The 15,263-nt window shown below is 30.8% G+C and carries 11 protein-coding genes; all 11 read right to left on the bottom strand.

Translation table 4 applies throughout. The features are described 5' to 3' along the window. Positions 1-43 precede the first annotated feature (43 nt). Positions 44-2,095: a hypothetical protein gene (locus tag ACQH24_RS01875; protein WP_425380353.1), complete on the bottom strand. Its 2,052-nt coding sequence runs from the start codon at positions 2,093-2,095 to the stop codon at positions 44-46. 154 nt (positions 2,096-2,249) lie between these two features. Next, the gene (gene lpdA, locus ACQH24_RS01870; RefSeq protein ID WP_425380352.1) at positions 2,250-3,635 is read right to left on the bottom strand and encodes a dihydrolipoyl dehydrogenase; all 1,386 of its coding nucleotides are present in this window, start codon (positions 3,633-3,635) and stop codon (positions 2,250-2,252) included. 16 nt (positions 3,636-3,651) lie between these two features. Beyond that, complete coding sequence (locus tag ACQH24_RS01865) at positions 3,652-4,917, bottom strand: dihydrolipoamide acetyltransferase family protein (protein WP_425380351.1); 1,266 nt, start codon at positions 4,915-4,917, stop codon at positions 3,652-3,654. An 18-nt stretch (positions 4,918-4,935) separates the two neighbouring features. Beyond that, positions 4,936-5,925 (bottom strand): alpha-ketoacid dehydrogenase subunit beta, encoded by a 990-nt coding sequence (locus ACQH24_RS01860; RefSeq protein ID WP_425380350.1) that lies wholly within the window; start codon positions 5,923-5,925, stop codon positions 4,936-4,938. Then, positions 5,925-7,028 (bottom strand): pyruvate dehydrogenase (acetyl-transferring) E1 component subunit alpha, encoded by a 1,104-nt coding sequence (gene pdhA / locus ACQH24_RS01855; protein ID WP_425380349.1) that lies wholly within the window; start codon positions 7,026-7,028, stop codon positions 5,925-5,927. The genes ACQH24_RS01860 and pdhA overlap by 1 nt, the downstream gene beginning before the upstream one ends. 34 nt (positions 7,029-7,062) lie before the next feature. Continuing rightward, on the bottom strand, positions 7,063-8,049 hold the full coding sequence (locus tag ACQH24_RS01850) for a lipoate--protein ligase (RefSeq protein WP_425380348.1): 987 nt from the start codon (positions 8,047-8,049) through the stop codon (positions 7,063-7,065). A gap of 2 nt (positions 8,050-8,051) precedes the next feature. Next, positions 8,052-9,410 carry an FAD-dependent oxidoreductase gene (locus tag ACQH24_RS01845; protein WP_425380347.1) on the bottom strand — a complete coding sequence of 453 codons (1,359 nt, stop codon included), beginning with the start codon at positions 9,408-9,410 and terminating at the stop codon, positions 8,052-8,054. Positions 9,411-9,650: 240 nt separating this feature from the next. After that, entirely contained in the window at positions 9,651-10,592 is a 942-nt protein-coding gene (locus ACQH24_RS01840; protein WP_425380346.1) for a 3'-5' exoribonuclease YhaM family protein, read from the bottom strand. A 63-nt stretch (positions 10,593-10,655) separates the two neighbouring features. Next, positions 10,656-12,758 carry a 2-oxo acid dehydrogenase subunit E2 gene (locus ACQH24_RS01835; protein WP_425380345.1) on the bottom strand — a complete coding sequence of 701 codons (2,103 nt, stop codon included), beginning with the start codon at positions 12,756-12,758 and terminating at the stop codon, positions 10,656-10,658. A gap of 39 nt (positions 12,759-12,797) precedes the next feature. Beyond that, positions 12,798-14,474 (bottom strand): phospho-sugar mutase, encoded by a 1,677-nt coding sequence (locus ACQH24_RS01830; RefSeq protein ID WP_425380344.1) that lies wholly within the window; start codon positions 14,472-14,474, stop codon positions 12,798-12,800. 129 nt (positions 14,475-14,603) lie between these two features. Then, positions 14,604-15,263, bottom strand: a complete 660-nt coding sequence (phoU, locus tag ACQH24_RS01825) for a phosphate signaling complex protein PhoU (protein ID WP_425380343.1) — start codon at positions 15,261-15,263, stop codon at positions 14,604-14,606.

Genomic DNA, 15,263 nt, shown 5'->3' with positions numbered 1-15,263 from the left:
TTGGTACTGTATTTGTTATTATAATTATACACGATTTGTTCTTTTATGTATAATTGATATTAAAACGGAACGTAATATCCTTTAAATACGGTGGAATACCGTCAATATTTTTTAATGCTAATTTAATATCAAGGACAGTATAAGGGCTATATCGCGCTTCATCATTATTCACAATAGCATCATATAAATCTAAAATTGTCCCAGCCCCGCTATGATAATTGTTAAGAGGGGTAAATGTTGTTTGATAATCAGCTTCAAACATAGTGTTATATTGTGGTTTCGAAATACTATTAATAATATTTAATTTATTGTTTGCTTTGTGAGCAATATTTTGAATAAAATCTCATGTTCGATCAATAATTTGATTCATTAGCATTTTTCTAAAACTACTTTCGTCAGAACCATGATTTCTAACATCAATGTTAATTTGATTTAATGGTGCAGTAGCACCATATAAATTAGCACTCCAATATTTTGTAAATAATGTATTACGTTTCTGCGGATCGTCAATTGTATACGCATCTCGATCACCAGGATAAACTAAATTAGTAACTGAATGTAATGATGGCTGATCAATTGTTATAAATTCTGGTTCTGAACTATCATCAGAATTAAAATTAAGCTCTAAATTTTGTTTTTCTTGGATTGTTCGTTTAACAATAGTATAATCAGCTTTTTCAATGAAACCATATGATTGAAATGGTAAGGCATTTCAATCATAAACCCATTTATATTTTGAATCATTAGGATTACTTAAGACATCATTTTCCAAATCTGTAACAGCAGTTGCTAATGATTCTTTCCCACTTAAAACAGTTTTTACTTGGTCACGTAAACGATTACCAATAATATTTTGAATTGTTGCATCTTTTGGCAAAAACATAAAATAAAATTGTTCTGGTTGTGTTACATCTAATCGTTTTGGTTCAACTAACTGATATCAATCTTTCCAATCATTCGGAATTAAACTTTCTGGCAACGCTAATCCCGGGTTTTTTGATGTTTCTAAGACATTAATTAGAAAAATTAATAATTGTGGAATATATTTGCCGCCAATTTTAGGTTCACTTTGCGGTAAAGCTTTAAGATTTAAATTCTTATATTTTTCGTGAGCTGATTGAACAACACGGTCCATATCAAACATATATCCAACAGTATCAATAGAAATCCCTGGTATAATCTCATCATTTGGATTAACACTTGAAATAACAAAATTACTGTATGGGTTATAATCTCCAATAAACTCTTTATCCGGACCTTTATTTTCTTGATAAAAATCAGTAAATTTTATTTTATAAGCAGCATACGCTGCATCATTTAATGCCAAACTCTTATTACTTCCATTAACAATAATATTGTTCGCTTGACTACCAAGAATTTTCGTTTGATTTTCTCAAATTGTTGGGTCATCTCTATCCTTATTAATTGTTTCTGCAACTTTAAAATTTAAAAAGTTTGATAAAAATCCCTCAATACCAACAAAAAGAGTTGGCATCCAAATTAATGTTGCTTGGATTTCACCTTTATATTTAATTTTTAAATACAACATATTTTCCATTAAATTTAACTTATTTTTTTGGACATCAGCTAATCCTAATGGTCTTGTTCCCTGGGAATCAGTATAAATATTTAAAATCTGAATTTGTTTGGCATCACTATATCTTCCTTTGAAAAAGATATTATTAACAATATAGGCGGTAGGAGCTTTTTCAAAAATAAAATTATAAGCATATTCTAATCGTAATGATGTCGCTTGAACTACTGTTTGAGCCGCAATTCCTTTGCTTGGATCAGGCGCGATTTCATGCATTGCAAAGATTGGCGTCTTTTTCGTGTTATCCCGCATTATTGTTTTAGCAAAATTAACTTGAAAATAATCCCCCGAATCAAAGTTTGGCAATGGACCATCAGTTTTAATTCCACCATAACTTAAAACTTTTGCTAAAAATTGCACAGCAAAATAAGATGACGGAATTAACGCCGCAACATATAACATTGCACAAATTGTTGCAATTCATCCTTTTTTACGTGAAGCAACTGTAACATTGTTTGTTAATTTATTAAGTTTATGTCAACTCCCTGGTTTTTTTGCCATTAATTTTTCCTTATTTCCGCTTTATATTACTTTTTTCATTTAATATGGACTTATTATAGCAAAATTAAGAATAAATGCAATTACAGCGATTTTGGTTAGGACCCGATGAATTAATAATCTTTTTTTCCAAAAAAAAAAGTTACTTTTAGTAACTTTAAATATGAATCGCATGTCCTTCTAAACCATGAGCAACTTCCATTAAGACTTCTGATAAAGTTGGATGCGGATGAATCGCTTTTCCAAATTCATGAATTGTCCCTTCTGTTTCCATACAAACAGTAATTTCTGAAATCATATCTGTTGCTGTTGCCGCTACAATATGAGCTCCTAAAATTTCCCCATATTTTGGTTCACATAGAATTTTAACAAATCCATCAGTTTCACCATCCGCTATTGCTTTTCCATTAGCAGCTAGTGGAAACTTAAAGGCTTTATACGCTATTTTATCTTTAATCGCTTGTTCTTCTGTTATTCCCACAGTTGCAACTTCTGGGAAGGAATAAATACATCACGGAATTCGATTGTAATTCATTTTGTCATTTTTTCCTTTAAGATTATTAATTACTAATAATCCTTGTGTTGAAGCAACATGAGCTAACATTGCTTTTCCAACAACATCCCCAATTGCATAAACACCAGGCAAATTAGTACGACATTGATCATCAACTTCAATATTTTTTCGTTCACCAATTTTTAAACCAATATTTTCAAAACCAGTTATAATAGGGGCGCGCCCAACTGATACTAAACAATAATCCGTTGTTAATTTAACTTCTTTTCCCGCACTATTATCATAAATAACAGTTTTATCTTTAATTTCTTTAATTTTAACATTAGTTTCAATTTTAACATTATTTTTAATTAGTAGTTTTGTTAATTCTTCGCGAATATCTTTGTCTAATAATTCTAAAATAGTATCTAAACCTTGTAAAATCGTTACTTCTGTTCCTAAACGACGGTATAAGCAAGCAAATTCAATTCCAATTACCCCACCACCAATAATTGCTAATTTTTTTGGAATTTGTGGTAATGATAAAGCTTCGGTAGATGAAATAACATACCCCGCTTTGGCCGCTTCTTCAAATCCAGGTAATGGTAAATTACGTGAAACACTTCCTGTGGCAATAATTAAATTTGTACATGTATAACGTTTCCCCGCAACTTCAATAGTATTTTTGTCAATTGCTTTAGCTTCACCTTTAACTAGATCGACCTTATTCTTTTTCAATAAGAACTCAACCCCTTTTGTTAATTGGGTAACAACTTTTGCTTTCCGCTCTTGCATTTTTAACCAGTTTGGTGCTACTTCCGTCATTTTTGTAATATCAATTCCATAATTATCAGCATGACCAATTAAATCATAAACTTTACTGCTTTTTAATAATGCTTTTGTTGGAATACAACCAACATTTAAACAAACACCACCAAAATATTCTTTTTCAATAATTAATGTTTTAAAACCTTCTTGGGCTGCTTTAATTGCCGCAACATATCCACCTGGACCTGCTCCGACAACAATTACATCATATTTATTTTCCATCTCATAACCTCTTCTCTTACAATAATAATAAAGCTGGTGATTCTAATAATTCTGTTACCCGTGCTAAAAAGCGACCACCATCAGCACCGTCGATTAAACGATGATCAATTGTTAATGATAATGGTAAGATTGAACTAATTTCAACTTCATTATTGTTATTAACAACTGGTGCTTTTTTAATAATTCCAACTCCTAAAATCGCAACTTCTGGGAAATTAATAACTGGTGTTGCTAATTCAATTCCAGCTGATCCAAAATTCGTAATTGTAAAAGTACCATCTCTCATTTCATCTGGTTTTAATTTACGTTCACGTGTTTTTGTTGCTAAATCATTTACCATTTTTGCAATTTGCATCACATTTAATTGATCAACACCTTTAACAACAGGAACCATTAAACCAGTTGGCGTATCTGCTGCCATCCCAATATTATAGTAATCTTTGAAAATAATTTCTTGTTGATCTTGATCATATGATGAATTTAAAATTGGAAAATCTTTTAAAGCAATAGCACATGCTTTCATAAAGAATGGCATATAAGTTAATTTCACACCTTGCTTTTCTGCTTGGCCTTTTAATTGGGTTCTAATTTCAATTAATTTTGTAACATCAATATTTTTCATTAATGTTGTTTCCGCAATGACGGTTTTTGATAATGTCATTTGTTTGGCAATTGCTTTCCGAATTGGCGACATTGGCTCACGATGAGTAGCCCCTGTTACATTAATTTTTGGAATTTCAATTGGCATCGCTGATAAAGATGGACCTGCTGATGCGCCACCGCTTTGTGTTAAATCAGCTTTCATAATTTTACCATTTGGTCCTGATCCTTGAAGTTTTGTTAAATCAATCTTCAAGTCCGCAGCCATTTTACGAACAATTGGTGTTGATAGCACATTATTATTTCCACTATTAACATTAGTATTATTTGTTAAATGACGAGGTGCTAAAACAGTGTTTGAAATTGGCACTGCTCCAACAACTCCCGCTGCTTTTTCTTCCTCTTCAACTGGGGCAGGTGCTGGTTGGACCACAGCGCTATCCGCTCCCCCATCATCAATTTCAACAACAACATCCCCAACATAAATTGTGTCACCAATCTTCATGTTAATTTTGCTAACAATTCCATCACAAGGAGAATAAATTTCTGTATTAACTTTATCTGTTTCAACAGCAAACATTTCATCTCCATCTTTAATTTTATCGCCAACTTTAATCATAATATTAGCAACTTTTCCTTCAGTTAATCCTTCTCCGATATCTGCAAATTTAAATTTAACCATTTCTCTTACAACTCCTATCTAAAATTGGTAGCCAATTAATTCTTTAATTTTAACAGCAATTTTTTGTACTGATGGTTGATGATAATGTTCTCCACGATCAAATGGGATCACAATGTCATAACCTGTTACTCTTCCAGCAGGAGCTTTTAAGTATTCAAAGCAAGTTTCATTAACTGTCGTAATAACTTCGGCAGCAACTGAAAATGAACGAACTGCTTCATGAACAACTAAGATTCGCCCAGTTTTTCTAACTGATTCAATAACCATATCACGATCTCATGGTTGAATTGTTCGTAAATCAATTAAATCAACATTAACTGTTACGCCTTCTTCTTTTAGTTGTGCTAGTGCTTTTTCACAATCACCAACTTGTGCGCCATAAGTAACTATTGTTAAATCGTCTCCTTCTTGAACTTTATACCCTTCTCCAATTGGTAAAGTATAATATTCATCAGGAATTTCTTGTTTAAACGCACGATAAATTTTTGTTGGTTCTAAAAAAATTACTGGGTCTTGTGCCTCAACAGCCGCTAATAATAATCCTTTAGTATCATATGGTGTTGAAGGAATAATTACTTTTAGGCCCGGGTTATGTGAAAACATCGCTTCCATTGCTTCAGAGTGATGTTCTAATGCACGAATTCCCCCTCCCATCGGCATACGAACAATTAAAGGACAAGTAAAACGTCCTCGTGAACGATTACGCATACGGGCAACATGGGTAAAAATTTGTTGTAAAGCAGGATATGAAAATCCTTCAAATTGCATTTCAACAATTGGTTTCATTCCATTAATTGCCATTCCAACAGCCGTTCCAACTAAAGTTGCTTCCGCAATTGGGGCATCAAAACAACGATCTTCCCCATATTTTGCTTGTAAACCAAGCGTTGCTCGAAAGACTCCACCTTCAAATCCAGCGTCTTCTCCATACACAACAATATTTTTATGTTTTTCCATTGCTAAATCTAACGCATGTGTTAATGCTTGAATATTATTTACAACTGGCATTAGTGATGTCCTCCTTTACTTGGATATTTCGCAAAAAATGCTTCTGCTTCTTGATATTGTTCTTCTAAAAATTTTGGCATTTCTGCATATGTATAGGCAAAAATATCATGAATTGAAACATTATTGTTTGCTTCAACTCAAGCAAATTCCTCTTTAATAAATTTATCTTGTTCCGCATCTAATTTTTCTTGTTCTTTGTCTGATCATTTCTTTTGCGCAATTAAATATGCTTTTAAACGAATTAATGGATCTTTTTTCAATGATTCTTCGTGTAATTTTTCATCGCGATAAACTTTCGGATCATCCGCTGATGAGTGCGCTCCTAATCGATAAGTATAACATTCAATTAATGATGGTCCTTCTCCTTTGCGAGCAAAACTAATTGCTTCTTGAACGGCAGCATATACAGCAAAGAAATCATTCCCATCAACTAAAATATTACGCATTCCAACCGCAACACCTTTTACAGCAAAGTTAATTGCTTTTGTTGCTTTTCGACGTGGTGTTGAAATCGCATACTGATTGTTTTCAACAATAAAAATTGCGGGAACTTCATGTAACTGGGCAAAATTAATTGCTTCATAAAATTCTCCTTCTGAAGTACCACCGTCACCAGTTGTTGTAATAACAACACCATCACGTTTACTATATTTTTCAGCAAATGCTAAACCAGTAGCATGTGAATATTGAGTTGCAATTGGAATATTTACTGATAAAGTATTAATTCCTTCTGGCATTTTACTTCCCAATTCATTTCCACATCAATATAACATAATATTTCGCATTGGAACCCCAGTTGCTAATCAAGCACTATTATTCCGATACGCTGAAGAAAATCAATCCTTTCCTTTAATAATTTGCATTCCATATGCAACTTCTGTTGCTTCTTGTCCTGTCGAAGATAAAAATGATAACATTCGTCCTTGCCGTTGAATTTTATTCTGGAAATCATCTTGGCGACGTGATAAACACATTAATTTATACGCTGTTAAAACTTCATCATCGCTAATTTTTGGCATCAATTCTGGTTTAACAATTTTTCCTGTTGCATCCATAATTTGAAGCATTTCATTTTTTAACGAATTAAACTTGTCAAAATACATTCTTAATTCCTTCCTTTCTGTTTTAGTGGAGTTTTTAATTAAAAATGACATCTAAAATTTCTTGGGGTTCAAATTTTTCCCCAAAAATTTCTTTAAGATTAATTTTTAATAACTCTGTCTTAATTTTATCGAAACTATATTCGCATCCTGTTAAAAGTTTTTCTAGGCCTTCTGTCCCACCTGAACCTAAAAAATCGCCAAAAAATTTAATATTTGTAATTTTTCCTTCATTAACATTTAAACGAACATCAACAGTTCCTTTTCCTTCATAACGAATTTTATTTTGATAACTAAATTCTGGTGAATTTCCAAAATTTCATTCTCATGTTCGATATTTTTCGGCTGCTAATTTATTAACCGCCACAACAATATCAGATGGTAAATCAATTACTTTTGTCCCTTGGGCTAATAATTCCTTTGTAATAAATTCCATAAATTGATCAATCGTAATCTCAGTTTCTAACAATGGTCGAATATTACTGACACGCGCAGGAATTGATTTGATCCCTTTTGAAACAATTTTGTTCTGATCCACATTCAAATATTTTTGCATCTTGCTTAAATCAACATCAAACAAAAATGTTCCATGGTGTAATAAACGATTTTTATATTTTATTTGAGCATTTCCAGAAATTTTTTTACCATCAATCTCAATATCATTTTTACCGGCAAACTTAGCGTTTAAGCCAAGTTTTTGTAAAACATTAATAATAGGTTGCAAAATACTTTCATAATTTTTTGCGATTTCATTATTTTTATCAACGATAATGGAAAAACATAAATTTCCATCATCTTGATAAACAGCTCCTCCCCCTGTTATTCGTCTAACAACATTTACTTTATCTGTTTCAACTGCTTGCAAATTAATTTCTTCAATCGTATTTTGGTTTCGACCAATTACAATTGTATTAGAATTTTTTCACAAAAAGAAAATATCATCTTTAAAATCATATTTCAAAAGATATTCATCTAACGCTAAATTAAAGTAAACATCAGTGGAAGTATTCTTAAAACAAATCATAATTATTTTTTAAAGTAATTTAAACCTAATACTTCTAATGCTGGTAAAGTAATAAAGTTATATGGTTTATTAAAGTGTGGCAAGAAGAAAATATCAACTAATGGTAATTCATCAATTGTAACTCCTTTCATAATTGCCAATGAAAACATATACATAACTTCTGTATGATTAACTACTGAACCAACTTGTGCTCCAATAATTTTTCTTGTTTTTTTGTCTCAAAGAATTTTAATTAAAACTTCATGATAAGATTCCATAAATTCTGGACGATCATTATCCGTAAAAGTAATTTGTTCATAATCAAAACCAAGATCTTTTGCAACTGTTTCTGTTACTCCTGTTGAAGCTAATGCTCAGCCAAAAACATTAATGGCATTTGAACCTTGAAATCCTGGTGATTCTAAGCCTTGTGGTTTTAAAGCATTAACAGCAGCAATGACTCCTGTTCGAACAGCATTTGTTGCTAGTGCAATATATGCTGGTGCTTTTTTCGCATTATCATAAACCTCAATACAATCACCAATTGCCAAAATATTTGGATCAGAAGTTCTCATATATTGGTCAACCATAATTGCAGCATTTTTGTCTAAATCAACAACACCTTTTAAAATTTCTGTTGCCGGTTTAAATCCAACTGATCAAATTACTAAATCAGCATCATATGAACCTTTATCAGTTACTACTTTTGTTACCTTGTTATTATTTCCTTCGAATTTAACAACTTTTTCGCCACCACGTAAATTAATGCCTGCTTCACGCATCGCACTTTCAACTTTATCAGTAAATGGTTTATCATAATAACGTGGCATAATACGATCAGAAATATCAACTAGGGTCACATTCTTTCCTTTTTGGTGAAAAGCATCAACTAATTCAACACCAATGTATCCTGCTCCACACACAACAACATTTTTAATATTTTTATCATCATTTGCTTTTTTAACCAATTCCCCATGTTGGTATCATTTGACAATATGAACACCATCTTGATTAATGCCTTCAATTGGTGGGATGATTGGTCATGATCCAATTGCTAAAATCAATTTATCATAATTGTCTTCAAATTCTTTGCCCGTTTTTAAATCTTTTACACGAATTTTTTGACTTTTATTATCAATTGATAATACTTCATGTTCCATATTTACTTTAATGCCTTCACTTTGTAAAATTTCTGGTGAAGCATAAAATAAACCGTTTGGATCTTTTATCTCTCCTGAAACTCATAATGCGATTCCACATCCCAAAAACGAAATATTGTTGTTCTTATCATAAGTAACAACTTCTGCTTTAGGGTCCAATCTTTTTAAGGTTCTAACAGCAGTTGTCCCCGCATGATTAGTTCCGACTACAATAACTTTCATTTATATTCTCCTTCTCTGTTCTTATAGTATTTTTAGTCTTTTTCGATATAACTAACTAAAAAATGGCCATAATTATTTTTATAAACTGCGGCACTTATTCCTGAAAATTAAATCATACCGTAACTATATTATATACCTGCCATAAAAAATAAAAAAGAAAAACAGCAGAAAAACAGCAGAAAACTTAAAAAAATACCACAATTTCGCAAAAATTGTGGTATTTTTTGGTTATCGTAGCGATTATTTTTCAAAATGTTTTAAAAATCAACGTCCTTCAACCGCTAACAACCGTTGAGTTTGTTCATTTAACGATATTTTTGTTATCTCTTTATCAATTCGATAAATTCGGGCATCTAAATTGTCTAAAAAAGATAAGATTTCAGCTTCTAATAAGTGTGGTTCAACTGGTGACCCATATTCTAACCGTCCATGACTAGCTAAAATCATATGTTCTAATAAAACAATTTTCTCAGAATTTAAATTATTACTTTTAGCAATATGATTTAATTCATTTGCCATAATTGAAATATGACCAAGTAATTTTCCTTCTAATGAAAAATCATTTGTTGCTCCACTTGTAATTTCAATAATTTTTCCTAAATCATGCAAAATAATACCACAATATAAAAGTTCCGCATCAATTAATCGATCATAATAAACAGCAACAACACTTTTAGCCATTTTCAACATTGTTAAACTATGTCAAATTAGGCCCCCTTTAATTTCATGGTGATTACGAACTGCGGCTGGTCAAATTTTAAATTGCTCACCATATTTTGTTAAGATTAATGTCATAATTTCACGGTATTCAACTGTTTGCATTTCCTGCACTGTTGTCATAATTTCATCATACATTACATCAGGTGCCAGTGGTGCCACTTCAATAAAATCATCTAAGTTAATATTATCATTGTCGATGATATCATAACTATTAATTTTTGCTTGCAGTACTTTTCGATATTCAATAATATTAATATTTACTTTATAAAAATTTCCTTTATTTCAACACTCAATATCAGTTGGCCGGGCATCTCATAAACGAGCTTCAATTGTTCCAGTCCGATCTTTTAATGTGATTGATAAATAAGTACTCCCATTTGAAGCAGTTCCTTGGGTTACTTTATCCGCAATTACCATTAATTCAACAGTATTAATCTCCTTTGTTAAATCTTTAATATTCATTTTCTTCTTTCCCCTCTAAAAAATAAAAAAGTGCGTAATGAAACAAAACATCACTTTTTTGTTTTATAATAATAATCCTGGATTTGATAATAAATATGCAACATAATGGACAAATTTACTTGCTTCACTAACATCAATTATAGCTTCATTATAACCAAGGGTAATAACCATAATATCACGAATTGTAATATCATTTTTTTCAACAACAACTGGTTTTTTGAAAATAATTCCCATTGCAATTGCAGCAACATTATCTTCTGGAATAGTAAAAGTACCCCGTGTAATTCCATATTCTCCATAATTAATAATTGAAAATGAAGCTTCGCGATAATCTTTTTCATTTAATTTGTCATTAATTGTTTGTTCCATTAATGTCGTTACTTTTGCGGCAATTGCTTTAATTGATTCATCTTGCAAATTATATAACACAGGCCTTTTAACACCCGCATCAAGATCAACACTGAAAGCCAGATTATAAAATCATTTTAATAAAATCGCATTTTCCTTATTAATAAAAGAAGCATTTAAAATTGGGAATTTTTTTAAACCATTGTAAACGGCTTTGATATAGAATGGCAATAATGTTAATTCAAGTTCATTTGACAAATATGCTTCACGCATAATTGATAATAAACTAACTAACTCACTAACATCAACTTCAACATCAATAAAATTATGGGCAATATTTTTTCTACTTTCCATAATTTCTTTTGCCCAGGTAATTGCATAATGATTTAACTTAACATGATCAGTTTGTAAATTTTTCTCACTATCCCTAACTACTTTCGTTTTGGCATGTCCTGCTGCCTCAGAATGTGTTTTGGCATGTTCCAATGAATGCGATTTCGGATGTTCCTCAGAATCAGGATGAGGAGAAGTACTTTCATTTAAAGCCGATTTCAAATGTCCAGATGGTTTTGAATGCGAAACATGTGATGCTAAATTTTTGCCCTCATCGGAATGACTAGAAGCATGTTCTTTCTGATGAGTAACATCATCAGAATGAGATTTTACTATTGGCGCATGCGAAGTATCGTCATGATGTTCATCAGAATGCGATTTCGGATGTTCTGAATAATGGGGCTTTAATTCTGTCGCATTTTCTATCGGATGTGAATGACTAGGATGGGCTTTTAAACCAGCATCATTTTCAACATCTTTTCTTTGTAAATTATCATTTGTATTTATTCCTGTTGCTTTTGTGCCATTAGAAACATCTTGTTTTGAATCTGAACTAATTTTAAGCGCATCAATATTTGAAGCAGATAATGCCTTATCTTCTCCCAACTCTTCTGCTATTAAATTTTCATCAAAATAAATTGTTTGAGGATTATCATCATTCAAAATTAATTCTTGCTCGTTACTTTCTTGATTTAATGTGTTTTGAATATCCTTATACATACGATGAATCATTGTATTTGATACTTCATCATAGATTTGTTGTTTTTCCGGTTTTTCGGCTATTAAAGTTAAATCTTGTTCCAAATCAGAAAGTTCTTCAATTAACTCATCATGAATTTTAATCTTTTCTAAATCATCTTTAACTGTTACTAAATCATCTTTTAATTCACCAAGATCCTTTTTCAAAGTTTCAAGATTATTTTCATTTGGAATATTTTCCATAACATTTTCAACCTTATCTTTTAACAGGATTGAAGTTGTATTAATATTATCTTGGAATATATTTTGTCAGTCCCGTTTTGGTAGTGATACTTTTCAATTTAATTCAATCGTATTTTCAAAATCATTAGTCGGGTTTTCTCCCGCAACTTCTCGAGCTAACAATGTTTCAATTAATTCTTCACGAAAAATTTCAGTTTCTGTTTTTTTACTATCCTCAGAAGGAATATTATTTGCATTATATTTTGATGAAACACCAAAAGAACTAGTATTATAAATTTGTCTAGCATCATAATTTTCTTCATTAAGAATGGGTTTCAAAGGTACTATTTCTAATAAAATATCGCCACTTTTAATTACTTTATTTTCATAAGCCAGAAGATTTTGCACTTCACCAGCTTCTGGTGTTTTTATTTCATATACTTTATTTTGGGTGATGACATTAGCAATTTTATCCCCTGCTTGCACCTTTTGTTCATTTTTAACAAAAAGCTTATCTATAATACCTTTACGATTATCATCAGCTTCAAATATAATTTTTGCCATTTAATAACCCCCTACTTCTAAATATATCTTAGCATACTTTTAAGAATTTAAATAATTAGTTTCCAATTCTTGATACATTGTTTGCATTTTTTCTTTTGCTTGATGCTCTGTTTTATCAACACAAACAAAATAAAATTTAATTTTAGGTTCTGTTCCACTTGCCCGAACAGCAAATCAACTACCATCTTCAAAATAAAACTTTAATAAATCTTGTCCTGGCATTTCATATAAACCACTAAGATAATCCTCTTTTTTAATACATTTAATTTTATTCAAACTAGAAATATCTTCTTGACGTAACTTTTGTAACATATTTTTAATAATTGTCTTTCCATCAATACTATCCCGAACCAAGTTAACTGTTTTACAATAAAAGTATCCAAATTTATTATATTGCTCAACTAAGACATCAAATAAAGTTTTGCCTTGTTGATGATAATATCAACAAGCCTCAGCTAACACTAATGACGATTGGATTCCGTCTTTATCACGGGTAATATCTTTTAAAACATAACCGTATGCTTCTTCAAAACCAAATAAGAATTGTCTTCCTTTTGCAGCCTCTTTACTCATCTGATCACCAATTCATTTAAATCCAGTTAATGTTTTAACAACTTCAATCCCATAACTTTCAGCAACTTTATCTGATAAATTTCCTGTCACAAAGGTATTATACATTACTCCGTTTCTTGGTAATGTTTTGTTCTTTTGATAATGTGAAAATAAATATTCAATTAAAACCGGAGCTGTTTCGTTACCAGTCATTAAATAATATTCTTTATCGGCAATCTTAACACCTATTCCTAATCGATCAGCATCAGGATCATTTAATATAATAACATCAGCATTTACCTGTTTTGCATATTTTAATGCTAAATCATAACATTCACTCAATTCTGGATTTGGATTAGGAGCAAACGTAAAATCAGGATCATTAGGTAATTGTTCTTCAACAACAATAACTTCATAACCACATTCTTCCAAAATCCGCGGGGTTCAATCTTTACTTGTCCCATGTAAATTAGAAAAAACAATTTTAATATTACGTGGTTTGTTTGGATAAAATTGCATTGCTTTCACATCATCAACATAATTTTGTTCAATTGCTGATGGAACATAAGTAATTAAAGTCGGATCTGGTTTTGAAATTAAATTAAAAACCTCCGCCTTAATATTTAAATAATTTTCGCCGATAATATTAGTAGCAACTGGTAAAAACTGACAGCCATTATGATCATAAATTTTGTACCCATTATATTCCCGAGAATTATGACTAGCCGTAACAATAACACCTGCCACAGCATTAATTTTACGGATAGTATATGAAACGACTGGTGTTGGGCGTAAATCGTTATTTCTAAATAAGATTGCTTTAATATTATTGCTAGCAAAAATATTGGCAACTTCTTGTGCAAATGGCGTCGAAAAATGTCGATTATCATGTCCAATTACAACACCTTTTGTTTTTAAATCTGTTTCCGAATAAATTTTCTTTAAATATTGCATAAATGCTAAGGTAGCTCTTCTAATTGTATATAAATTCATCTTTCCTGTGCCCGGACCAAGCAACCCTCGTAGTCCCGCTGTTCCAAACTCTAAATCATTAGAAAACGCAGCAATTAATTCAGATTCCGACATCTGATGAAATTCCGCTGCTAATTTTGGATCTAAGTTTTTAGCACTTTTCCATAAGTTTAAATTATCTAAATATGACATATCATTTCTCCTTTAAAATCCACCTTTTTAACAATTTTATTTTATAATATTTATAATAAATTGCTAGTAAATCAGAAACTATTTTTAACAAATATTAAATAAAAAATAATCTTCATAACGAAGATTATTTTAAATTGGTAATTCAAAGTCATAGATTTTTCCTTCAATAATATAAATTAAAGTTTCAGCAATATTAATAATATGTGTTCCAGCTCGTTCAATTGAGCGTAATTGTTGCATTGTTAATGTAATAACTTTAATTTCTTCTTTTGTTTTTGCTTCTCTAATTTTTTCAATTAATGCATCATTTTCAACTTTATAAATTTTATCTAATTCAGCATCATATTTCAAAATATTATAAGCTGATTCAATGCGTTCTTCTTCAAAGATGTTTGATACTTCTGTCAACATTTCAATAACTTTCGCAACTAATTTTTTTAAGAAATTAATTAATTTTGTTGAGGGTTTATATTTAAGATAATAGCGGCAGATACTTTTGGCATAATCCGCAATCCGTTCAACTTCTTTTACGATAAAAATAAAACCAACTGCTCGTCGTAAGTCTTTTGCTACCATTTGTTGTTTTGCAATTTTTCATAATGAAACTTCAATGAAAGCCTCTTGCATTTTATTGATTGTTTCATCAGAAGAAATCACATTCTGTCCAAGTTCAATATCATTTTCTTCTAAACATTTAAGCATCTCATCATATTGATTTTTTGTCATATCAATCATATCAATAATCATTTGTTTAGTTTGGGCTAAATCGTTTTCAATTTTAACACTCAT

The sequence above is a fragment of the Spiroplasma endosymbiont of Stenodema calcarata genome (assembly GCF_964031205.1).
In the GTDB taxonomy this organism is placed as follows: Bacteria; Bacillota_I; Bacilli_A; order Mycoplasmatales; family Mycoplasmataceae; genus Spiroplasma.
This window is presented reverse-complemented; position numbering and strand designations above follow the sequence as displayed.